Raw genomic sequence first — 21,616 nt, 5'->3', positions numbered from 1 at the left:
TCAAGCGGGAATTGTGCTTTCGTTCATGCATGGATTCCATGTTGACCATCACCGACGTGTCACGGCGCAGCGGCGTCGCCTCATCGGCCCTGCGCTTCTACGAGGAGCGCGGGCTGATCGCGTCCGAGCGGGCCGGCTCGGGACACAGACGCTACCCGCGATCCGTGCTGCGCCGAATCGCCTTCATCGTCTTCGCGCAGCGAATTGGGCTGACGCTTGAGGAGATCGGCGCCGAGCTTGCCAAGTTGCCAGCCGATCGCATGCCGTCGCGTCGGGATTGGTCGCGGTTGTCGGGCCAGTGGACCAAGCGCATAGACCAGCGCATCGCCGAGTTGCAGCGCCTGAGGTCGGGGCTTACCGAGTGCATCGGTTGCGGCTGCCTGTCGATGGACCGGTGTAGCCTTGCGAACCCTGCCGATATGGCAGGACGCAAGGGGCCGGGGCCGAGGTATTGGCTGGGGTGATTTGGCAGCGTGCCTGTCCCTATTGCAGAACTCGGCAGCGCAAGACTTCGCCAAGTGCGAGACGCTGCCAGGTAAGGGCGCGGCGGCCCTGATGTTAATTCAGGAATCGCGCTGAACCGGACAGCTCCTGCTGTCTCAAAATCGCGGTCAACAAGGGGTCAGAACAAGAGCTGCTCCAAATCGACGCGATGGAACGCTCCCGCTCCGCGGGGTTGCATCGTTAGGATGGACAACCGGGAGCGCAAGACTCCTGCGGCGGATTTGATTCGTGATCGTCGCGCAGCCGTACCAGCAGTGCCGCCCGCAGGCCCGCTGCATCTCTTCCGGCGATGCGATCGCCTGTCGCGAGCGACTCAGGTGCTCTTCAGGGTTCCGTTCATCCCTTCCGGATAGAAGCCGCCCTTGCTTACGCCGTCCTTATCGGTGAGATAGACGATCCGCAGCACTTCCTGCGGCGTCCTGGTGAACGCGATCGCGTCGGGCGTCGAGGGAACGAAATTGGCCTTGCCATTCACCTGGATGCCCTGGTCCTTGTCTTCCGGCCCGTCGATCTTGTCTCGTGCGTCCGAGACGGCGTTGGCGGCCTTCCAGGCTTTCTCTCCCTTCCGGTACAGTGTGGAGCGCGCCATTCCCATGTGGTAGGCCTCGACCGCCAATATGCCGGCGGCGGCGGCGAGAAACTCCTTGTTCTTCAGAACCGTCGCGGCACCGGCATAGGCGGTGACGCCGACATCCTCGAACAGCATGCCGCCGAGAACGAAGTTCGTTTCGTTGCCGAAGGGGTCGAAGTCCCGCCCGAGGCCCGCTGCCTCCGCAACCGCCTTGAACCCCGCATCGAAATCGATGGCCGGCCTGTCGACTGCGTTCTTTGCAAGCGTCTTGCGGTAGAACCGGACATGCGCGAGTTCGTTTTCAGCAACCTCTTGCATGAATTCGCCGATGGCGGGTGTCTCGAAGGACACTTTCTTTCCGCCGACGACATCGCCGGGTTTGGAACCGGCATCGGCAGCGTCGATGCCTTTTCCGGTGGTGCCGCGAAGATAATATTCGGCCTCCATGTATTCCAGGTTGAGCGCAAAGCGGAAGATGTCTTCGTCCTGCACTTCCTCCTTGGCATAGGCGCGAGAAACCGGCGCCAGGCCCGTTGTGGCGGCGAGGCTGGCTCCCAGCCCAAATTGCAATGCGCGGCGACGGGAAAGGTGGAGTGAAGGGATGGCACGTATCATGGCTTCCTCCCAAAAGCCCGCCGGCATCATCTGTTGGCGTCCGATCTCCGATCGCGGGCCACGCGCCCAACTCCGCCATAGGCGAAATGTTCCTTTAAAGGTCGGACTTTGCAGGGGTCGTGCTCCGGATCAATGGCTTTTTGGGCGCGTAACGTCGGAGTTGGCATCGACTATTTGTGACCAAGCCTCGACTCTAGACATTGAGGTGACACATTATGAGCCGGATAGTGCCCGCGTCAGCACGGTCGACCAAGAACTCGAAACGCAAGTCGGCAAGCTAAGGGCCGGAGGGAAACGAGCGGGCCGTGATAACCCAGGACAGCAAGGATGACTGGAGGAGCTTCAGGCCGGAAAGGAAAATTCCTGTCGACTTGTGAGACGAGTGGGCCGTCCGAGAGAAGTTGGTATTCTGGTCGATCCATCCGGGCCTTGCGATTTCTCGCTTTTGCTGCGTCTATTTATCAACCGGTCTGGCCTCTTCGTCGATCAAACACGCTGGGAAGTCACAAGGAGTATATGCACATGGCAACTGGAACCGTGAAGTGGTTCAACAGCACTAAAGGGTTTGGGTTTATCCAACCCGACGATGGCGGTCAGGACGTTTTTGTTCACATCTCCGCCGTCGAGCGCGCTGGTTTGTCGAACCTCGTTGAGGGCCAAAAGATCAACTACGACATCGAGCAGGACCGACGTACCGGCAAGTCTTCTGCTGGCAATCTCCGCAAAGCAGGTTGATTTCTCTCGCGCGCCGTGGCGAAAGCCGCAGGAGCGCGGCAAGTCACGAATGTACTGACCCCGCCGTGTAAAAAGCGCGCGAGCTTGGTGTGATGGAGAGACCTGGGCAGTAGATTGCTGCAACGCATCAGAAACGATCGTGTGAACCAGCTTGTCGGGCAACGGAAGGCGGGAAGCCTCCTGCGTTTTTCGCGTTTGCGTCCTCCAGCGTAAGAGTGGGCCACGTGGCGTTGCCCCGCAGAGCACTTTAGCTTGTTGCATCCCACAGCAATGTGATTGGGGATAGCCTGAGTTGGCCCAATGGACATCGCATCGGATTCTCCTGCCATTCGTCCGGCGCGTTCCGCTTTGGAGGTTTAAGCTGCCTTCATACTTGGGCCGGGCTCAACAGTCCGGCCTTTTGCTTTTTGTCGGTGGGCTGCGGTACATGGTTATGATGCGCATTCGCACTGAACCGCTCGACAAGCATTATGACCAGTCAGGATCATCAAATGGCAAATCCTCCACGCCGACCCACAAATCCGATGTCGGCCGCTGAAGCCGCCTTCAAGCCGATCAAAAAGCCGGCGGCGCCGGTTCGCGAACCGTCGGCTCCAAACATCAGAGAGCTTGTTTCGATCAGGATCGATAGGGCCGTGCTGGACCACTTCCAGGAAGATGGACCGGGCTGGCAGGATCGGATCAACGACACCTTGCGGCGCGCTATCTCCAAAGAACCGACCAATGCCGATGACAAACGATCGGACGACTACTGATCGGCAGGGTGCATAGCTGCGACGCAGATGGAGTTGAACGGAAGCATAAGGTTAAGCGGTTGCGAATCTTTTGGACAACCGACAACGCATATCCTGGAATTTTTTCATCGAGCCGCGACCGAACCCCTCAATGCTATTTGCATTGCGAGCATTTAGCCAGCTTGGGAGGACCGGGCGATCTTCTCCTCACTGCAGAGTTGGTCCAAAACGCGTTGGCAAAGGTCCTGATTGGATGGGTATAGACCGGCCCGTTTGAAAGGCATTTAACCCCCCAAGCTTCAGAAGACCGTCGCTGTAGGAGCCGATGGATCAAGTGTAGTGCCCGTCAGGATGCACGAGTCAACGGTGTGTAAAAAGCGAACATGAGGCCGGATATGCAATCCCCAACTCTTGGTTGGAGTGCGGCGGGTTTTTCAATGGTGATCCCGCAGCTTTTCACTGCCTTGGTGAGGGTCTGGCGGTCGTTGCCGATCTTTTTAATCACTTGCTGGTTTGACTTGGTGAAATGCAATTTTCCCGCGCGAAACGTTCCACCTCAAAAACGCATCGATCGAAAGGGGGGCCCGGTCGACGTCGGCTTGGTTGTCTCGTTCTATTTAATTTCCGTCTTCCTGCTCACTCAGCAGCTGCAAATGAGAATCCGCCCGCCACTCCTCGATTTGGCGGGCGGATCCCACCAGCACAGGAAGGGGCCCTAGCTGCGCAGATACAATTTCTGGGACTGTTTGAGCGTCATTTCTGGCTAGGCCATCAGCTCGCGACTATTCCAATCACCAGTTGTGTGCGTCAAGTTCTGCAAAATGGCGTGGCATTGCGGTGACGTCGGCGTGTCCGCCGCGCAGCCCCCGTGTTTAGCGGAGCGGCGGACACATGACGGTGCTCAGGCGGCCAAGGCCCTCAGGCTCTCCTTCTTGTGCTCGCGCAGATGATCCATGTTGAGATAGCGGGTCGCCTCGAGCCAGTTCTCGTGGATCTCCACCGCCAGCGCCCGAACCAGCCGCAGACAACTCCGCGGGTTGGGGAAGATGCGAACGACCAGGGTGCGCCGCTTGATCTCCTGGTTCAGCCGCTCCAGCATGTTCGTCGACTTCATGTGCTTGTGGTGAGCTAGCGGCAGCCGATAGAAGCTCAGCGTCTCCTCGATGTTATCTTCCACCCAGTTGACCAGCTTCGGGTATTTGGCCTGCCATTTGGCGATCCACTGCGCCAGGTCGCGTTTGACCTCGGCAAGGTCGCGCCGGTCGTAGAACCATCTGAGCTCCATCAGGCAATCGTCGTCGACCTTGCGCGGCACGTAGTCGAGCGCGTTTCTGAGGAAGTGCACGTAGCAGCGCTGCCAGACCGCTTCGGGCAGCACTTCGCGGATTGCCGCCCTGAGCCCGCTTGAGCTCTGTCACGAACTCGCGCCGCTGTAGAGCGGGATTGAGATAATTGCTTTCGGTTATCCCGGTAAGCCTCATGGGAGCCGGTCTAGGGCCTCCGCAACTTTTACTCTCAGTTGTGCTTCGTCAACATAGAATCTAGGATTCTCTCTAATCAAGCTGATATCGGAAGTGTATGAGTCAATGTCAGCAAAGATCTCATCTATCACCTTAAACTCCTGCTCTGGGATGGCTCGCGTCTCATCCTTAAATTTCTTTAAGTAAATTTCTACCAACTTAGGAGCATCTATTTCCCTTGCGAGAAAGGTTTCAACCAACGCACGATATTCGCCAGATACGCTGCTCATAGTCCGCCTCCCAGTTTTTTCCGGTCGTCAAGACATATTCTAACTGCTTGGGACTGAGCTTCCATCCAGACAGGAGATTTCCTGAACTATCGCGAATGACATTCAAGCCGGTTTGCGGGTCGACGAAGTGCGTTACTGATTGCCCTTGATAAGCTCCTTGGATGGCCTGCGTCATCTCGGCCTCCAAAGCCTCCTGCACCACAATCTGCAAGACCTTGCGAAAGCCGTCCTCATCCGACGACAGCAACGCTTTCAACTCGCCCTCTGCTCAGTCTAATTTCTCGATTGGTCATGGCACTCCCCTTCCACGGGAATAGGTAGTCGCAACGTCACCACCGTGCCATGGCCGCTCGCCCCTCAGAGCAAGCCCCGTTCTCTCTCCAAAACTTTTTGCAGAACCTTCAGCACATCTGTGGACGCCCCCGTGAGCGCAAGAAGAATCTTCGAAAGGCAGTATAGCGGCGCGTAGTCGGGTGCTGACATCTGTCCGGCCTCTGATGCGGCCTTCCATTTGCCGCCGGCCCGTATGGGAGTTCGCCGATCGGATCCATATCACTACCGCGCGCTCGAAGCGCTCTGTGCTGAACTGGTTTTTCCGATCCGTCTCTCATCGACTGTCGCGCCATACCTCTCCGTGTGACCTTCCTACACCTGCGACGACCTCAGACCGAGCTGCTATGCTGCCACGGCCGGAGCCCTGTAGGTCCCACCTCTTGCCATGAGCGCCCAGACGATGCGGGCCATCTTGTTGGCAAGAGCGACGACCACAAGCATTGGCGGCTTGCGGGCGAGCATGCGCCCAAGCCACGATCCTTCCCGAATGCCTCGCCGACGAGCATGACGCACGACAGCGCTCGCTCCGATGATAAGCAGGCGACGCAAAGTACGCTCGCCCATCTTCGATGTTGCACCGAGCTTCTGTTTACCGCCGGTTGAGCGTTGCAGCGGCGTCAGGCCCAGCCAAGCGGCGAAGTCGCGCCCCTTTCGGAAGATTGCGGCGCAAGGCGCCAGTGCAACCAGAGCCGTTGCCGTTATCGGACCAACGCCGGGGATTGTTGCCAACCGCCGCACGTCTTCATCCTCTCGGGCACGCCGTGCAATCTCGGCATCGAGCTGCTTGATCCTTTCCTCCAGCGATCTCAGCGTATCGACCAGCACGGTGAGGGCCAGGCGGGCTGCTTCTGGCAGATCGCCCTCAGGATCCTCTACCTTTTCCATCAGCTTGGCAGTATGTGAAGGGCCCTGGGCAACGACCAGTCCATATTCTGCAAGATGGCCGCGCAAGGCGTTGATCGTCTGGGTGCGCTGCCGCACCAGCAGATCACGAGCCCGGAATACGGCCGCACTCGCCTGCTCCTCCTCACTCTTCACGGCGACAAAGCGCATGGTCGGCCGCTGCGCGGCCTCGCAGATCGCCTCGGCATCGGCGGCGTCGTTCTTCTGCCGCTTCACGAAAGGCTTCACACAGGATGGCGGGATCAGACGAACGGTGTGCCCGAGCTTGCCGATCTCGCGCGCCCAGTGATGCGCCCCAGAACAGGCCTCCATGGCGACCAAGCAGGCCGGCTGCCCAGCGAGAAACGCAAGCACCTTGTCGCGTCGCAGTTGCTTGCGGAAAACAATGGCGCCCGCCGCATCGGCTCCATGCGCCTGAAACACATTCTTCGCTAGGTCCAATCCGATCGTGTTAACTTCCATTGTGGACGCTCCCTCTCTTACGGTGGCTGTCAAACACCACCATTCTGGCACATCGATGCCGTCGAGGGGGCGTCCACCCCATCACTATCGCGACAGTGCCCCCGAGATCCGCATCGAGGGTGTCCGCGATCAAGCCTGCGGCGGCACCTGCGGCGCAGTGGTAGAAACACGAAACTATATGGTCAGGTTTCGAATATACAGGAGGTAAAATAGAAAAACTGCTAGCAAATCGAAATAACCGTCCAAATAGTAAACCAAATTATTCTCGCAATACGACTCTTTCGACGCTGTATTCATCGAGCGAACTTTACCATCAAGTAATCTAGGATGACGTCCAAATGTCGCCTCCAACGGCCATTCGCTTCGGATTTTGGCCTTCGCCCGACTAATTCTAATAAGTCAATTGGGGGCCAAGCCCATTCACTTCAACAATATTCCTATCTCTATATCGTGGCGGGACAGCACCCCCTCTGGCGGAGCAACGGAGCAGTCTCACTGCCTTGCAACGGTCAACGCTATTCTCCCCCTCCCGCATCGACCACGAATCCGCCTATAGTGCCCCATGCCGATCCGCCAGCTTTCCGAAACGATGATCAACCAGATCGCCGCCGGCGAAGTCATCGAGCGTCCGGCAAGCGTGGTCAAGGAACTGGTCGAGAACGCGCTCGATGCCGGTGCTGCGAGAGTCGAGATCGTCACCGCCGGCGGCGGGCTGAACCTGATCCGCGTCAGCGACGACGGCTCGGGCATTCCGGAAAAGGAACTGGCGCTGGCGATTGCGCGCCATTGCACCTCCAAGCTCGCCGACGACATTCACGACATCCGCTCGCTCGGCTTTCGCGGCGAGGCTTTGCCGTCGATCGGCTCGGTGGCGCGGCTGTCGATCCGCTCGCGCACCGCGTCCAGTGAAAACGCCGCCGAGATCGGCATCGACGGCGGCCGCGTCTCCGCGGTCAGGCCGGCGGCGGCCAATCGCGGAACCACGGTCGAGGTGCGCGACCTGTTCTTCGCCACGCCCGCAAGGCTCAAATTCATGAAGGGCGAGCGCGCCGAAAGCACGGCCATCGGCGACGTGGTCAAGCGCATCGCCATCGCCTTTCCCGCCGTGCGCTTCACCCTGGCCGGCCCGGACCGCTCGACGCTGGAACTGCCGGCGACCGACGACAGCCCGGAAGGCCGGCTGCGCCGGGTGGCGCAGGTGATGGGCGCCGACTTTCCGGACAATGCGATCGCCATCGACGCGATGCGGGACGGCGTGCATCTCGCCGGCCATGTCTCGGTCCCCTCCTTCACCCGCGCCAACGCGCTGCAGCAATACGCCTATGTCAACGGCCGTCCGGTGCGTGACAAACTGATCGCCGGCGCCATTCGTGGCGCCTTCGCCGACGTGCTGCCGCGCGACCGCCATGCCGTCACCGTGCTGTTCCTGACGCTCGATCCGGCGATCGTCGACGTCAACGTCCATCCGGCCAAGGCAGACGTGCGCTTCCGCGACCCGGGGCTGGTGCGCGGGCTGATCGTCGGCGCCATTCGCGAAGCGCTGGCCAATGCCGGCATCCGCCCCGCCACCACAGGGGCCGCCGGCATGATGGCGGCGTTCCGGCCAGGCGCGGCATCCTATGCGCATGGCGGGCCGGCCAACGGTCACCGCAGCTACGAGGCCGCTTACCGGGCCTCAGGCTTTGCCGGGTTCGATCCTGGCCGTTCGCCACAGCGGCCGCTCGAGATGGGCGACGGGTTCGGCGAGGACGAGCAGGCGGCCTTCGACGCCGGGCCGCTGCACAGCGCCGATGCGCGCGCCGGGCAAAACGAAGCGGCGGAAACGCTGCTCGGCACGGCGCTGGGCGCGGCGCGCGCGCAAGTGCACGAGAATTATATCGTCGCCCAGACCAGGGATTCTCTTGTCATCGTCGACCAGCATGCGGCGCATGAGCGGCTGGTCTACGAGGCCTTGAAGAACGCCCTCCACTCACGCGCGGTGCCGTCGCAGATGCTGCTGTTGCCCGAGATTGTCGATCTGTCGGAAGAGGATGCCGAGCGGCTTGCCAGGCATTCCGAGACGCTGGCCCGCTTCGGCCTCGGCATCGAGCGCTTCGGCCCCGGTGCCGTCGCGGTGCGCGAGACGCCGTCGATGCTCGGCGAGACCAACGTCCAGCAGCTGGTGCGCGACCTCGCCGACGAGATCGCCGACAACGATACGGTCGACACGCTGAAGGAGCGGCTGGACAGGATAGCCGCGACCATGGCCTGCCACGGCTCGGTGCGTTCCGGCCGCCTGCTCAAACCGGAAGAGATGAATGCGCTGCTGCGGCAGATGGAGGCGACGCCGGGCTCCGGCACCTGCAACCATGGCCGCCCGACCTACATCGAGCTCAAACTGGCGGATATCGAGCGGTTGTTCGGGCGGCGATAAGAAACTCGCAGGGCGCAGCCCCCACCTGGACCTTCGGTCCGACCTCCCCACAAGGGGGAGGTAGGGAGCCCAGCCGCCGACGCCTCGCGAGGAGCTTACCCTCCCCCTTATGGGGAGGGTCGCTGCGAAGCAGCGGGGTGGGGGTACGAAAAGAGCCGCTGTACAGCGGCTCTTTTCGAGTCAGGCACAGCCCCAAACCCTTTGCTCACCTCTTCAAATTCACCACGATGACGCCGCCCAGCGCCAGCGCGCCGCCGAAGATGCCAAGCAGCGTCGGCACCTCGCCCAGCCAGAAGAAGCCGATCAGCGTCGCCATCGGCGACACCAGATAGAGGAAGTTCGAGGCACGCGCCGCGGGCAGGCGGGAAAGCGCTGTTGCCCAGGCAGCGTAGGCGATCAGGCTGGGTACGATGCCGAGAAAGATGACGGCGCCGAGCCCGGCGGTGTCGGCGACCGCCGCCTGCGCCAGACCGCTCGGCAGGAACGGCGACAGGCAGAGCGCGCCAAGCACCATGTTCGAGGCCGAGATCGTCAGCGGGTGATGGTGGGCAAACAGCGGCTTCTGGACGATGGTGTTGACGGCCGAGCACAGCGCCGAGCCGAGGACAAGCAGCGCACCATTGTTGAAATGCAGCCCTTGCCCCTCGCCCATGGCGATGATCCCGATACCGGCGAAGGACAGGAATGTGCCGGCCCAGGCGAGGCCCGAGAAGCGTTCGCCGAGCAGCGCCATGGCCATGATGGCGGTGAAGATCGGGCTGACATTGATGATGAAGCCGGCCGCACCGGCCGAAACGGTCAGCTCGCCGAAATTGAGCATCACCGTGTAGAGCGCGACGAAGACGGCACCACCGAAGACAAAGCGCCAGAGTTCATCGAGCCTGGGCAGCGCCGGCCGCTTGACCGCGAGGAAGATCGCCGCCGGAACCGCGGCGATGGCAAAGCGCAGCGCGCCAAGTTCCAGCGGCCCGAAAGCGGCAAGGCCGGCGCGGATCGCCGGAAAGGCGGAGGCCCAGCCGACCACCGTCAGCGCCACCGCGATGGCAGCCGTGGCATCCATGCGCTGTGTCGTATTCAACGTGCCGGTGTAAGCGCTCATCTGGGTGTCCTCGCGATCCAATGCCATGAAGTAGAGAAACGCCATTGCGGGTCGGTTGACAAACGAACAAATCGAGGATCACCTGTGACTATGGATCACAGCTTAGACCCGATGCTGCCGCTCGAAACGCTGCGCGCCTTCGACGCCGCGGCTCGGACCGGCAGCTTTTCGGCGGCGGCCGAGAAGCTCAACATCACCCACGGCGCCGTCAGTCGGCAGATCGCCAAGCTCGAGGGCTGGCTTGGGCTGAAAGTCTTCGATCGCGGCGCGCGCGGCGTCTCGCTGACCATCGAGGGCAACCGCCTGCATCTGCGCACCACCGAAGCCTTTGCCCTGATCGCCAGCAATTCGGATCGCTGGGTCGAGCCGCGCGGCACGGCGGTGGTGCGGCTGACCTCGATCCCCTCGGTCAGCGGGCTGTGGCTGATGCCGCGCATGGCGGCGCTGGAGAACCACCCGTCCAAGCTGCGTATCGTGCTCGACGTCGACATCCGCCAAGGCGATCTTGCCGACGAGGGCATCGACCTGTCGATCCGCTGCGGGCGCGGTCGCATTCCGGGCCGGATCTCGGTGCAGCTTTTCGAAGAATATGTGTTCCCGGTCGCCTCGCCGGGACTGGCCAGGGAGATCGGTCGCGGAGATCCCGCCCGACTGCTCGAATTTCCGCTGATCAATGATTCCGACGCTTCAGCCTGGCGCGCCTGGTTTGCGGCGCAGGAGATGGACTATCGGCCGCGGCCGCACGACCGCCGTTTCGAGGACTACAACCTCGTGCTCGACGCCGCCGCGCACGGGCTCGGTATTGCGCTGGCACGTCCGCCGTTGACGGTGGACCAATTGAAATCGGGCCGCATCGTCGCCGTAGACGAGCGCAGTGCGCTAAGCCCGATATCTTACTGGCTCGACCGGCCGCTGGGGCGCCCGCGCGCCGCCGCCGCCGAACTCGCCCGGCGCATCGCGGTCCAGGCCGGGCTGCCAGCGAAGAAGATCGAGCAGTTTATCACCGCCGAGGAATGAGAAGCGCGTCGCGTTCGACCGGCCTCATGCGACGCGCTTCAGGTTCTTGTGTTTATGCATGTCGCGCAAAACCGCTGCACACTTTTGCGCGACATGCATTGGCATCCGCTTTGCCGGCTTGTTCGAGCAAGTGTCACCAGAAACAGAACCAGGCGAGGCCAACCGAGCTTGACCTCGCCGCAATTTGTGGCGATGACATCGTCATGAATTTCGGCACCACCCCATGATGAACCGTTTCGAAGGACCCGGCGGCAAGGAAGCCCGCATCCGCTATCTCGACGGCGACTTCCAGGTGACCAGCCCCGGCGCCTTCGTACGCTGCGCGGTGACCGGCGAGAGCATCCCGCTCGACGAGCTTAAATATTGGAGTGTCGCCAGGCAGGAACCCTATGTGAACGCCGCTGCCTCGCTGCGCCGCGAGATCGAAGCGCATCCGGAACTGCGCCGCCGACGCTAGTCCAGCGCAAATGGAAGCCGCCCCGTTGCGATCCTGCGCCCTCTGCCGCGATGTCAGGCCGGCAACACCGAAACCTTAGAGGCTATCTTGAAGTAAAAAACCCGCCTCGAGGGCGGGTCACCGGCGAATCATCACTATACCCAAATTACTAGCATAGCTGCCGGCACAAAGCAAGAACAAAATACGTTCGACCGGCGGAAAGCTGCAAATTCCAGTCCCGCATTGCCTCGGTGCTCAAGCTTCTGGTCAGCCTTTAAGCCGGCGCTGCCGCCAGGCGTCCAGCGTCTCGTCGATGATGCGTTGCGGCACATGGTCGAGCTCGAAGACGGTGTCGATCTCCAGCACATCGAGCCCGTCGAGGAATTCCGGCGGCGCCGCGCCGTGACGCAGGCGGGCAGCGTCCTTGGCGGTGGTAATGAGGCCAAGCCCGGCTTTACGCGCCGTCGCCGCCAATTCGGCAAGTTCGTCCTCCCCATAGAAATGATGGTCAGGAAACGATTTGGTCAGCGCAAGCTCGCCGCCGGCCTCGCGGACAGTGTCGAAAAACCTGTCGGGATGGCCAATGCCGGCGAACGCCAGGAAACGCCTGCCGGCCAGCGTCACCTTGCTGCTCGGGGCAGTGTGCGCCTCGAAGATCGGCCTGCCGGCGCGCGCTGCCTGGCGCACGACCGTGTCGGCCGCGGTGCCCTCGCCCATCTTCAGCAAGGCGCTGGTGAAGACCAATTGGTCGACGATCTTTGCCCGCAGCGGCCCGCCGGGGATGACGCGGCCATTGCCGATGCCATGTCGCGCGTCGACGACGACGAGCGCATAGTCGATGTGGATGCGCGCGCTCTGAAAACCGTCATCCATGATCAGGAAATCGCAGCCGAGCTTCTCCAGCAGAAGCCTGGCGCCGGCGGCCCGGTTCGGCGTCACCGCGACCGGGGCGTGTTCGGCCAGAAGCAGCGGCTCGTCGCCGACATGCTTGGCGGCATCGTGGTGCGGATCGACGATATGCGGCTGCGCGAAGGAGCCGCCATGGCCGCGCGACAGGAAACCCGGATTAAGCTGCATGCGCCTGGCCTGCTCGGCCAGCGCGATCGCCACCGGCGTCTTGCCGGTGCCGCCGACGGTGAAGTTGCCGACGCAGAGCACCGGCGCCTCGACCTTTTCACGCGGCGCGTGCCGCATGCGGCGACCGGCGACAAGCGCATAGACGGCGGAGAGCGGCGACAGCGCCGTGACCCGCCAGTCCGGCTCTTCCCACCAGAAGGGCGGCGCTTCCGAGGTCACGTCAGCGCCCGTTCGCGCCCTTCAGGCGCGACTTGACGACCAGCGGCTGGATATAGGGCTCGAGTGACCTGAGCGTATGCGCCAGCGCACCGCGCATCTCGTCGACCGTCGCCGCACCCGCCGCCATCATCTCATGGCGGGCCGCCTCGTTGGTCAAAAGGAAATTAACGGCGCCGGCCAGCATATCGCGGTCGCGCACCAGCTTGGCGCCGCCGCTATCGAGCAGGCGCTGATAGGCCTCGCGAAAATTCTGGACGTTGCGGCCGGCAAGCACCGCCGTCTCCAGCATGGCTGGTTCCAGCGGGTTCTGGCCGCCCTCGGAAGTCAGCGAACGGCCGACAAAGGCAATTTCCGTCAGCCTCAGATAAAGCCCCATCTCGCCGATCGTGTCGCCGAGCAGAATATCGGTGTCGGCGGTGATCCTGTCGCCCTTGCTGCGCTGCGCCAGCTTCAGGCCCATGCCGGAAATCTGGGCGGCCAGCTGCCCGGCGCGATCGGGATGGCGCGGCACGATGATCGTTAAAAGCCCGTGGTGGCGCTTGTGCAGCATGGCGTGAACTTCGGCGGCGACCGCCTCTTCGCCGTCATGGGTCGAGATCGCCGCCCAGGTCGGGCGGCCGCCGATCTGGCGTTTCAGCGCCGCCAGTGCCCGCTCGTCGGCCGGCGGCGGCGCGGTGTCGACCTTGAGATTACCGGATACAGTGACCGGCCGGGCGCCGAGCGAAAGGAAGCGCTCGCCATCGAGGTCCGACTGGGCGACGACATGGGCGAGATTGTCGAACAATGCTTCGGCAATGTTGGCGCGCTTCTTCCAGGACTTGAAGGAGCGGTCGGACAGCCTGCCGTTGACCAGAACCTGCGGCACGCGGCGGGCGCCGAGTTCCAGGATGGTCATCGGCCAGATCTCCGATTCGGCGATGATCGCCAGGTCCGGCTGCCAATGGTCGAGGAAGCGGCTGACCGCCGGCTTGAGGTCGAGCGGCACATATTGGTGGATGATGCGGTCGCCCAGCCGTTCTTCGGCGACCTGCGCCGAGGTGACCGTGCCCGTCGTCAGCACGATGTTGACGCCGTAATCGAGAATGCTCTCGACCAGCGGCACGACGGCGATGGTCTCGCCGACGCTGGCTGCATGGATCCAGATCACCGGGCCTTCGGGGCGCTCGCGTCCGGCGACGCCGTAGCGTTCGCGCCGGCGAATGCGATCCTCCTTGCCTCTGGAAGTGCGCCAGGCGACATAAGGCCCGGCCAACGGGTAGGCGGCCGCCCCCGCGAAACGGTATGCGGTCAGGAAGGCGCGCGCCCAGCGCACACTCATTTCGAACCGTCCACAAGGCGATAGGCCTCGGCGGTCGCGGCATTGAGCGAGGCCGTAACCTCCTGGCGCTTGCGTTCCATTTCCACGGCGTCGGCGTTGGCCGGCACGAAGACAGGCGTGCCGACGACGATCGAGGAGCGGCCGAAGGGCAGGTTGATCGTCGTCTTGTCCCAGCTGCCCTCGATCACCTTGCGGCGGCTGGTGGCTATCGCGGCAGGCAGGATCGGCCGGCCGGACAGCCGCGCCAGAAGGACGACGCCGAGCCCGGCATCGCGCGGCGTGCCGTGGGGAATATCAGCAATCATGGCGACATTCTTGCCGGTGGCGAGCGACTTTTTGAGGGCGATGAGCGCCTTGGCCCCACCCTTGTCGAGATGCCTTGCGCTTTCGCGCCCGCCAGAGCCGCGCACCGCCTCGATGCCGAATTTCTCGACCATCAGCGCGTTGAGCTCGGCATCGGCGCTGCGCGATACCATGGCAACCAGCGGCCGTCCCTTGGGATAGTAGGCCGGGGTCAGCAGGTGCTGGCCGTGCCAGAGCGCGATGATGCCAGGCTCGAGCTGCGCATAGGCGCCGCCGGAAAACCTGGCCGATCCGTCGACCATGCGGTTGGTCAAGCGGACAAGGCGGACGAAATACGCAAACAGCGCGGCAAGCGCATTCTTGACGAATCGCGACTGCGCCAGCGGTTCGCGGATCTTGCGCCAGAACGTCTTCGGCTTGCGACGTCTGACCGCCGACCGCGGGGCTGATCGCTTGACCGCTTCATGGTTCATCGATGTCAACCGACAGCCTTGTTTTCGGGGTCGAGGAGGCGGTGCAGGTGAACGACGAAATAGCGCATATGGGCATTGTCGACGCTAGCTTGCGCCTTGGCCTTCCAGACGGCGTGCGCCGATTGGTAGTCCGGATAGATGCCGACAATATCGAGCGCGTCGAGATCGCGGAATTCGGTGCCGCCCAGCTTCTTGAGTTCGCCGCCGAACACCAGGTGCAAAAGCTGCTTCTTTCCGTCTTCAGCGGCCATGTCGATCCTTCACATATCGTGAGTTTGGGACAGGTCTAGACCAAAGCCGCCGACTTTGGAACTATTGATAGTGGTCAATTGTCCAGCCCGGCGATGACGCCGGCGAGCACGGCGAGGAGTTCGCCGCTGCCGGCGGCGAGCGGTCCGTGACGGATCACTTCGCCGGCATAGATCGGCGCGCGGCCATGCCGATCGAGCAAGGCGCCGCCTGCCTCGCGCAGGATGAGATCGGCCGCGGCGATGTCCCAGTCATGTGCGTTGGCCTTGACGAAGGTGGCATCGAGCTGGCCGCCGGCGATCATCGCCAGCCGGTAGGCCAGCGAAGGAATATAGGGCACGCGCTTCAGCCGTTTGTGCCATTTCGCCGGCAGCAGGTCGATCATCGCCTTCGGTCCGGCGATTTCGGCCGTTTCCGCCGGCGGACGCACGCTGATGCGCCTGCCGTTCAGGAACGCGCCCTCGCCCGGCAGCGCCCAATAGATTTCGCCCTTCGCCGGGCAGTCGAGTACGCCGGCAAGCGTTCGGCCGTTCTCGACCACAGCGACGCTGACGCACCATGTGGGCAGGCCCTCGAGGAAGCCGCGCGTGCCGTCGATCGGATCGACGACGAAGGTGCGGCGCGCGACAAGCCTTACCGGGTCGTCGACGGTTTCCTCCGACAGCCAGCCATAATCCGGCCGGGCCGCCAGCAAGGTCTCGCGCAGATATTTGTCGGCGGCGTGATCGGCTTCGCTGACCGGCGAGGTGCCGCCCTTCATCCACACTTGCGGATTGTTGTTGAAGTATTGCATGGCGATGAGCCCCGCCTCGCGGGCGGCATCGCGCAACAGCTGCAGGTCTTCAGTAGCGCCGGCCGAGACGGCCGGGTCAAGCTCCGGCAAGGGTCATTCCTTCGATCAAAAGCGTGGGCGCGGCGGTGCCGAAATTGCGGTCGAGATCGCTCGCCGGAACCATGTTGAGGAACATCGTCTTCAGATTGGAGGCGATGGTCACCTCGGCGACGGGATAGGCCAGCTCGCCATTTTCGATCCAGAAGCCGGAAGCGCCGCGGCTATATTCGCCGGTCACCATGTCGACGCCCTGGCCGAACACTTCGGTGACGTAGAAGCCGGTCTTGAGCGACTTGATCAGCTCTTCCGGCGTATTTTCCCCGGGCTCGATGGCGAGATTGGTCGACGACGGCGAGACCGACGAGCCGCTGCGCGAGCCGCGCCCATTGGTGACGAGGCCGAGTTCCCGAGCCGCCGAAGTCGACAGGAACCAGTGGTTGAGCACGCCCTTGTCGACCATGAACAGTTTTTCGCCCTCGACGCCTTCGCCGTCGAACGGGCGCGAGGCCTGTCCACGGCGCCGGAGCGGCTCGTCGGTGACGGTGATTGCGGCCGAAGCCACCTTCTTGCCCATCATGTCGCGGAGAAAGCTGGTCTTGCGCGCCACCGCGGCGCCATTGATGGCACCGGCAAGGTGGCCGGCAATGCCGCGCGCCACACGCGGATCGAACACCACGTCGACAGGCCCGGTCGCCGCCTTGCGCGCGCCAATGCGGCGTACAGCGCGCTCACCGGCCTTGCGGCCGATGTCTTCCGGCGCGTCGAGATCGGAAAAATGCTGGCGCGAGGAGAATTCGTAGTCGCGCTCCATGCCGGTGCCCTCGCCGGCGATCACGCTGGTCGAGCGCGAAAAACGCGAGGCGACGTAGTGGCCGACGAAGCCGTGCGAGGTGGCGAGCACCAGGCCGCCAAGCCCGGCACTGGCGCCACTGCCGGCCGAATTGGTGACGCCCTTGACGGCAAGCGCCGCCGCTTCGGCGGCAAGCGCTGCTTCCTTCAACTGGTCCGCCGACACCTCGGTGGCGTCGAACAGATCGAGGTCGCGCGGTTTCTTGACCAGCAAGGCCGGGTCGGCGAGGCCCTGATAGGGATCCTCGGGGGACACCTTGGCCATGGCGACCGCGCGCTCGGCCAGCATATTGGGGTCGGATGCCGCTGTTGCCGAAACGCTGGCTACCCGCTTGCCGACGAAGACGCGCAGCGAGACGTCCTCGCTCTCGGACGCCTCTGTGCCTTCGACCTTGCCAAGCCGCACCGACACGCCGGTCGAGCGGCCGCGTACCGCAACGGCATCGGCGGCATCGGCGCCGGCCCGTTTGGCAGCCTCGACCAGGGCCGCGACGCGATCGGTCAGTTTCGCTGCGTCGAGCGTATCGGTCATGCGCATGATCCTGTTATTTCCGGCCGGCTGAAGGGCAGCCGCTGCTGCACCATCTATTGTCCCGATGCCGCTTCTGCAATGGGAGAAGCGGACAATCAGGAGGCATCTAGCCCCAGGTCAGCGCGACCGATCCAGAGATGGTGCGTCCTTCCAGACGCACAAAGGACGGCTTAGATCCGAGGTGGCCGTGACCGAAAGCCGCGACGGCGGCACCGCTGCCGGCGACGAGTCGAAGATGCGGCGCGTGCGACCGTCAGCCTGTAGAGTTGGGATCGGCTGGATCCACCCACGGGCGGCCCAACCGTGTCACCATCGCCGCGTACCCGACGGCACCTGCCGCCCAAAGGAAGATGCCAAGCTCTTTGACAGCGTCTTCCGCGATGTCGACCGCCGAACCCGGGCTAGGAAACAGCTCTCCCAGCTGGTCGATCGCTGCTGACATCGCGAGTAAGAAGCCTGCGGCCACAAATACGATCGAGCCGTCGAATGTCTTCCGTCGCAGCCGAAAGAACCAGAACAACCCGGCGACGGCGTAGGCAATCATCGTAACAATCTCTGGTATCGCGACAAACGGCAGCACGTCCTCATGGATCAACAACAGGTCATCGAGGCCCATGACCAAGGTAAGGCCGCCGAGAAACGTGCAATCCCATCGGTGCGTGAGCAGACCGGCAAACAGGGTCGCCGCGCCGGTGCCGATCCACAGTGAAGCACCTAGGGACGAAATCCACCCCGTATAGAAGCCGACATCCGCGGCTGCAGATGGATCTCGATAGAAGATTGTAGCGTCCAGACCAAGAGTTTGCGCGACGAACAGCGCGGCCAAGAGCATCACAACATTAATCGCCACGGCCGCAAGTATGACCAGGCGCCAGGACATTGTCCATTCGCTGCTATGTTTTGCGTTCAGCGCGTTTTTGTCTGGCATTGTGCCGAAGGCCATTCTGAGTACGACGGCCGATAGCTCCGCGGCGCCGAGAACCCCGCCAGCACTATGCCGGCCCACCATGATCGTGGCAACACACGGAACGGTTGCAGCGTCTCGCACATGACGAGGTCGTCGCGGTGCAGTTCCTGGCCAGCGCCAACCAACGCACCATGCCGCTCGAAATGTTCATCGGCTTGCGCGAAAAGCTCTCCCCGGCAATAGCGCCGCCGCCACGCTGATGATGGAGCTGTCGATAATCCTCCTGGTCGTCGCCAATCTTCTGGCTCGACGGAGCCGGCGGCGGCCTGGACCGACCATCTGATCCTGGCTTTCAAGCCCGGCGAGATCGGCTTGCACAACCTTCCTCAGGGACCAGCCACCGGCGTCCAGATCACGTCGTCGATCCTGAGCGCGCCGGTGGCGAGCATCACCAGCCGGTCGAAGCCGAGCGCCGCGCCGCTCGCCTGCGGCATGATGGCGAGCGCGGCGAGGAAATCCTCGTCGATCGGGTAGCGTTCGCCATAGACGCGCTGCTTCTCATCCATTTCGGCGGCAAAGCGCCGGCGCTGCTCGGCCGGATCGGTCAATTCGCCAAAGGCGTTGGCGAGCTCGACGCCGCAGCAATAGAGCTCGAAGCGCTCGGCGGTGCGTGGATCGTCGGCGCTCGGCCTGGCCAGTGCCGCCTCGGAGATCGGATATCCGAAAAGAATGGTAGCGCGCCCCTGCCCCAGCGCTGGCTCGATTTTTTCGACCATCACCCGGCTGAACAGGTCGGCCCAATTGTCGTCGGGCGCGGTCCGCAATCCGGCCTGGACCAGGGCGGCATGCAACCCCGCGCGGTCGGTGCTGCCATCGGCGGCAACCGTCGCCAGCAGATCGATGCCGGCATGGCGCATGAAGGCTTCGGCGACGCTCAACCGTTCCGGCCCGGCGAACGGATCGGCCTCGCGGCCGCGGAAGCTAAAACGCTTCGCTCCGGCCCGTTCGGCCGCCAGCGCTACGAGCTCGGCGCAATCGCGCATCAGGCTCTCATAGGTCTCGCCGACGCGGTACCATTCGAGCATGGTGAACTCAGGATGGTGCAAGGGGCCGCGCTCGCGGTTGCGCCAGACAGCCCCGAGGCTGAAGATGCGCTCCTCGCCGGCGGCAAGCAGCTTCTTGCAGGCGAATTCCGGCGACGTGTGGAGGTAGAGCGGCTGGCGCTGCCCGTCCGGCCCGATCGCCTCGGTGGCAAAGGCCGACAGGTGCGCTTCATTGCCGGGCGAGACCTGCAGGGCCGATGTATCCACCTCGACGAAGTCGCGGCGGGCGAACCAGTCGCGCATCCCGGCGGCAATGGCATTGCGCAGGATCAGCCGCGGCCGGCGGTCGGCGTGGACATGCGGCGTCCACCACGGCGAGGCGGCGGTCATCGGCTTCAGGGGAATTGCACAGAGGGCTGGCGATTGCGGCCAAGATGCGCTAGGCCGCACGCAACGGCCTCTCCAGCCGATTTGCGCCAACAAATTTTATCAGGATGGAAACCCGTGAAGGTCATCGCCAGCTCCTTACGCAAAGGCAACGTCGTCGAAAAGGACGGCAAGCTTTATGTGATCCTCTTTGCCGAAAACATTCATCCTGGCAAGGGTACGCCGGTCACCCAGCTCGACATGCGGCGTATCTCCGACGGGGTAAAGGTTTCCGAGCGTTACCGCACCACCGAGCAGGTCGAGCGCGCCTATGTCGAGGAGCGCGAGCACACGTTCCTCTACCGTGACGGCGAAGGATTTCACTTCATGAATCCGGAGACTTACGACCAGGTCGCGGTGCCGGAAAGCGTGGTCGGCGACATGGCGCCCTATCTGGTGGAAGGCATGCCGGTGCAGATCTCGCAATACAACAACATCGCCATCTCGCTGGTACTGCCGCAGCGCGCCACTTTCGAGGTGGTCGAGACCGAGCCGGTGACCAAGGGCCAGACGGCGTCCTCGTCCTACAAGCCGGCAACGCTGTCCAACGGCGTGCGTACCCTGGTGCCGCCACACATCAGCGCCGGCACCCGCGTGGTGGTGATGACCGCCGATGGCGCCTATGTCGAGCGCGCGAAAGATTAAGGCGCGAAGTCTGACACGCCTCGCCGAAGGCGTCGCGGCGGCCGGTCATCGTCTACCGCTTTGTGCCAGGGGCTTTCGAGCATTGGGACGCTGCACGCGGACCGAAGCGTCAACGCCCTGCCAGTTCTTTCCTATTGCACGACGCCAGCGGGCAATCTCTGAGCCTCGAGCAACGCCGACCGTCCCTTTCGCCAGGTGCCAGGTGGAATGCCGACGAACTTTTTGAAGGCGCGATTGAAGGCGGCTTCCGACTCGTAGCCGACCTCGGCACCCGCTTGCGCGATGCTCATTTCGGGGCGTTCGAGCAAGCGTCCTGCCAGTTGCAGACGCCAGCGAGCAAGATAGTGCATGGGAGAGACCTCGACATAGTGGGTAAAGCGGCTCGCAAACGCCGTGCGCGAGAGCCCTACTTCGCGGGCGAGCCGGTCCAATGTCCATTCCTCCCCGGGGCGAGCGTGGATGAGCCGGAGCGCCTCGCCGACATGTGGATCCCGTAGGCCTGACAGCCAGCCGCGCGAATCGTCGGGCAGGGTCTCGAGATGGCGGCGGATGATCTCGACAAACATCAGCTCGCTCAGCTTGGCGAGTATCGTCTCACAGCCCGCCCGCCCACTGCCACCTTCGGCCAGCGCCAGCCGAAAAAGGTCGATAACCCAGCTGCTTCCATCGGCGGGCTTGCGGGCACACAGGATGGCCGGCAATGCGGCCAGGAGAGGATTGAAGGGACGTGCATCGCAGCCAAGATACCCGCAAATGAACCGGGTCCGCTCGTCTCCGCCGCCACCATGGATCACCGCGAACGGCAGGCTCTCGTCTATCGGCCGATAATACATCGCCATATTGGGTTCGCCCCGCGCCCCCGGCGAGGAGCTCAACACGTTCGGAACACCACCGGGGAAGACAACGACATCACCGGCGTTCACGAGCACCGGGGGCACCGAATCGTCTCCCAGCGCGGCCCAGCACGAGCCCGACATCACGGCATGAAAGGAAATGATGTGCTCTGCCTCCGGCATGATGGCGGCGGCAATGTCGGCCGTGCCCGGCGACTCGCCAACCCAGGGAGAGCTGGCGTCGACGTCGAAATAGATCGCCCCGGTGAGGCGAACGGCTCGGAGCACATCGGAAAGGACATCCATGCACTACACCTCCGGAAACGATCGGCTACTCC

The 21,616-nt window shown here is 63.1% G+C and carries 23 protein-coding genes and 1 pseudogene; 8 read left to right on the top strand and 16 right to left on the bottom strand.

Translation table 11 applies throughout. The features are described from left to right. Nucleotides 1-38 precede the first annotated feature (38 nt). Nucleotides 39-464, top strand: a complete 426-nt coding sequence (soxR, locus tag NKI08_RS16580) for a redox-sensitive transcriptional activator SoxR (RefSeq protein ID WP_502899618.1) — start codon at nt 39-41, stop codon at nt 462-464. Nucleotides 465-817: 353 nt separating this feature from the next. Here soxR and NKI08_RS16575 read toward each other — a convergent pair whose 3' ends face one another. Continuing rightward, nucleotides 818-1,690, bottom strand: coding sequence for a ferritin-like domain-containing protein (locus tag NKI08_RS16575; protein ID WP_352472952.1), 873 nt, complete (start codon nt 1,688-1,690; stop codon nt 818-820). Nucleotides 1,691-2,212: 522 nt separating this feature from the next. Here NKI08_RS16575 and NKI08_RS16570 point away from each other — a divergent pair. Both NKI08_RS16570 and NKI08_RS16565 read left to right on the top strand, forming a co-directional pair. After that, complete coding sequence (locus NKI08_RS16570; RefSeq protein WP_031194806.1) at nt 2,213-2,425, top strand: cold-shock protein; 213 nt, start codon at nt 2,213-2,215, stop codon at nt 2,423-2,425. 491 nt (nt 2,426-2,916) lie between these two features. Continuing rightward, on the top strand, nt 2,917-3,180 hold the full coding sequence (locus NKI08_RS16565; RefSeq protein ID WP_352472951.1) for a BrnA antitoxin family protein: 264 nt from the start codon (nt 2,917-2,919) through the stop codon (nt 3,178-3,180). A gap of 325 nt (nt 3,181-3,505) precedes the next feature. Here NKI08_RS16565 and NKI08_RS16560 read toward each other — a convergent pair whose 3' ends face one another. From NKI08_RS16560 to NKI08_RS16540, 5 genes and pseudogenes are all read right to left on the bottom strand, one after another. Next, on the bottom strand, nt 3,506-3,691 hold the full coding sequence (locus NKI08_RS16560) for a hypothetical protein (RefSeq protein ID WP_352770907.1): 186 nt from the start codon (nt 3,689-3,691) through the stop codon (nt 3,506-3,508). 369 nt (nt 3,692-4,060) lie between these two features. Further along, nucleotides 4,061-4,564 (bottom strand): annotated as a pseudogene (locus NKI08_RS16555) (transposase); the annotation flags it as partial. A 72-nt stretch (nt 4,565-4,636) separates the two neighbouring features. Then, on the bottom strand, nt 4,637-4,879 hold the full coding sequence (locus tag NKI08_RS16550) for a colicin immunity domain-containing protein (RefSeq protein ID WP_352770905.1): 243 nt from the start codon (nt 4,877-4,879) through the stop codon (nt 4,637-4,639). Then, complete coding sequence (locus NKI08_RS16545) at nt 4,872-5,165, bottom strand: colicin D domain-containing protein (protein ID WP_352770903.1); 294 nt, start codon at nt 5,163-5,165, stop codon at nt 4,872-4,874. The genes NKI08_RS16550 and NKI08_RS16545 overlap by 8 nt, the downstream gene beginning before the upstream one ends. A gap of 419 nt (nt 5,166-5,584) precedes the next feature. Then, nucleotides 5,585-6,607 carry an IS110 family RNA-guided transposase gene (locus NKI08_RS16540; protein WP_352770901.1) on the bottom strand — a complete coding sequence of 341 codons (1,023 nt, stop codon included), beginning with the start codon at nt 6,605-6,607 and terminating at the stop codon, nt 5,585-5,587. A 562-nt stretch (nt 6,608-7,169) separates the two neighbouring features. Here NKI08_RS16540 and mutL point away from each other — a divergent pair. Continuing rightward, entirely contained in the window at nt 7,170-9,020 is a 1,851-nt protein-coding gene (gene mutL, locus NKI08_RS16535; protein ID WP_352770898.1) for a DNA mismatch repair endonuclease MutL, read from the top strand. A gap of 205 nt (nt 9,021-9,225) precedes the next feature. Here the strand turns inward: mutL and NKI08_RS16530 are convergent, their stop codons facing one another. Beyond that, nucleotides 9,226-10,119: a DMT family transporter gene (locus NKI08_RS16530; RefSeq protein ID WP_352474383.1), complete on the bottom strand. Its 894-nt coding sequence runs from the start codon at nt 10,117-10,119 to the stop codon at nt 9,226-9,228. A 90-nt stretch (nt 10,120-10,209) separates the two neighbouring features. On the opposite strand from NKI08_RS16530, the gene NKI08_RS16525 reads away from it, so the two are divergent. After that, nucleotides 10,210-11,136, top strand: coding sequence for a LysR substrate-binding domain-containing protein (locus NKI08_RS16525; protein WP_352770896.1), 927 nt, complete (start codon nt 10,210-10,212; stop codon nt 11,134-11,136). Nucleotides 11,137-11,359: 223 nt separating this feature from the next. Next, nucleotides 11,360-11,593: a DUF2093 domain-containing protein gene (locus NKI08_RS16520; protein WP_031211156.1), complete on the top strand. Its 234-nt coding sequence runs from the start codon at nt 11,360-11,362 to the stop codon at nt 11,591-11,593. A gap of 246 nt (nt 11,594-11,839) precedes the next feature. Here the strand turns inward: NKI08_RS16520 and lpxK are convergent, their stop codons facing one another. The 7 genes from lpxK to NKI08_RS16485 form a co-directional block, all read right to left on the bottom strand. After that, the gene (gene lpxK, locus NKI08_RS16515; RefSeq protein WP_352685490.1) at nt 11,840-12,868 is read right to left on the bottom strand and encodes a tetraacyldisaccharide 4'-kinase; all 1,029 of its coding nucleotides are present in this window, start codon (nt 12,866-12,868) and stop codon (nt 11,840-11,842) included. Nucleotide 12,869: 1 nt separating this feature from the next. After that, nucleotides 12,870-14,186 (bottom strand): lipid IV(A) 3-deoxy-D-manno-octulosonic acid transferase, encoded by a 1,317-nt coding sequence (gene waaA, locus NKI08_RS16510; protein ID WP_352770893.1) that lies wholly within the window; start codon nt 14,184-14,186, stop codon nt 12,870-12,872. After that, nucleotides 14,183-14,962, bottom strand: coding sequence for a lysophospholipid acyltransferase family protein (locus NKI08_RS16505; RefSeq protein ID WP_352770891.1), 780 nt, complete (start codon nt 14,960-14,962; stop codon nt 14,183-14,185). Before NKI08_RS16505 ends, waaA begins: the two co-directional genes overlap by 4 nt. A gap of 5 nt (nt 14,963-14,967) precedes the next feature. Then, the gene (locus tag NKI08_RS16500) at nt 14,968-15,213 is read right to left on the bottom strand and encodes a DUF4170 domain-containing protein (RefSeq protein WP_023674378.1); all 246 of its coding nucleotides are present in this window, start codon (nt 15,211-15,213) and stop codon (nt 14,968-14,970) included. Nucleotides 15,214-15,287: 74 nt separating this feature from the next. After that, the gene (locus NKI08_RS16495) at nt 15,288-16,094 is read right to left on the bottom strand and encodes a 3'(2'),5'-bisphosphate nucleotidase CysQ (protein WP_352770889.1); all 807 of its coding nucleotides are present in this window, start codon (nt 16,092-16,094) and stop codon (nt 15,288-15,290) included. Then, nucleotides 16,081-17,424 carry a TldD/PmbA family protein gene (locus tag NKI08_RS16490; RefSeq protein ID WP_352457105.1) on the bottom strand — a complete coding sequence of 448 codons (1,344 nt, stop codon included), beginning with the start codon at nt 17,422-17,424 and terminating at the stop codon, nt 16,081-16,083. Before NKI08_RS16490 ends, NKI08_RS16495 begins: the two co-directional genes overlap by 14 nt. A gap of 253 nt (nt 17,425-17,677) precedes the next feature. After that, nucleotides 17,678-18,367, bottom strand: coding sequence for a DUF8692 domain-containing protein (locus tag NKI08_RS16485; RefSeq protein ID WP_352685493.1), 690 nt, complete (start codon nt 18,365-18,367; stop codon nt 17,678-17,680). 89 nt (nt 18,368-18,456) lie between these two features. Between NKI08_RS16485 and NKI08_RS16480 the strand changes: the two genes are divergently transcribed. After that, the gene (locus NKI08_RS16480) at nt 18,457-18,591 is read left to right on the top strand and encodes a hypothetical protein (protein ID WP_352474393.1); all 135 of its coding nucleotides are present in this window, start codon (nt 18,457-18,459) and stop codon (nt 18,589-18,591) included. A 126-nt stretch (nt 18,592-18,717) separates the two neighbouring features. Here the strand turns inward: NKI08_RS16480 and epmA are convergent, their stop codons facing one another. Then, complete coding sequence (gene epmA / locus NKI08_RS16475) at nt 18,718-19,764, bottom strand: EF-P lysine aminoacylase EpmA (RefSeq protein ID WP_352770886.1); 1,047 nt, start codon at nt 19,762-19,764, stop codon at nt 18,718-18,720. A gap of 114 nt (nt 19,765-19,878) precedes the next feature. Here epmA and efp point away from each other — a divergent pair, with 114 nt between their 5' ends. Next, nucleotides 19,879-20,445: an elongation factor P gene (efp, locus tag NKI08_RS16470; protein ID WP_023674374.1), complete on the top strand. Its 567-nt coding sequence runs from the start codon at nt 19,879-19,881 to the stop codon at nt 20,443-20,445. Between the two features lie 131 nt (nt 20,446-20,576). Here the strand turns inward: efp and NKI08_RS16465 are convergent, their stop codons facing one another. Next, a complete protein-coding gene (locus NKI08_RS16465) occupies nt 20,577-21,584 on the bottom strand; it encodes an AraC family transcriptional regulator (protein WP_352770884.1) in 1,008 nt (335 codons plus the stop codon). Nucleotides 21,585-21,616 lie beyond the last annotated feature (32 nt).

Source organism: Mesorhizobium sp. M0768, from assembly GCF_040320195.1.
Taxonomy (GTDB): Bacteria; Pseudomonadota; Alphaproteobacteria; order Rhizobiales; family Rhizobiaceae; genus Mesorhizobium.
The sequence above is the reverse complement of the archived record's forward strand: the minus strand, read 5'-3'. Positions and strand labels throughout refer to the sequence as shown.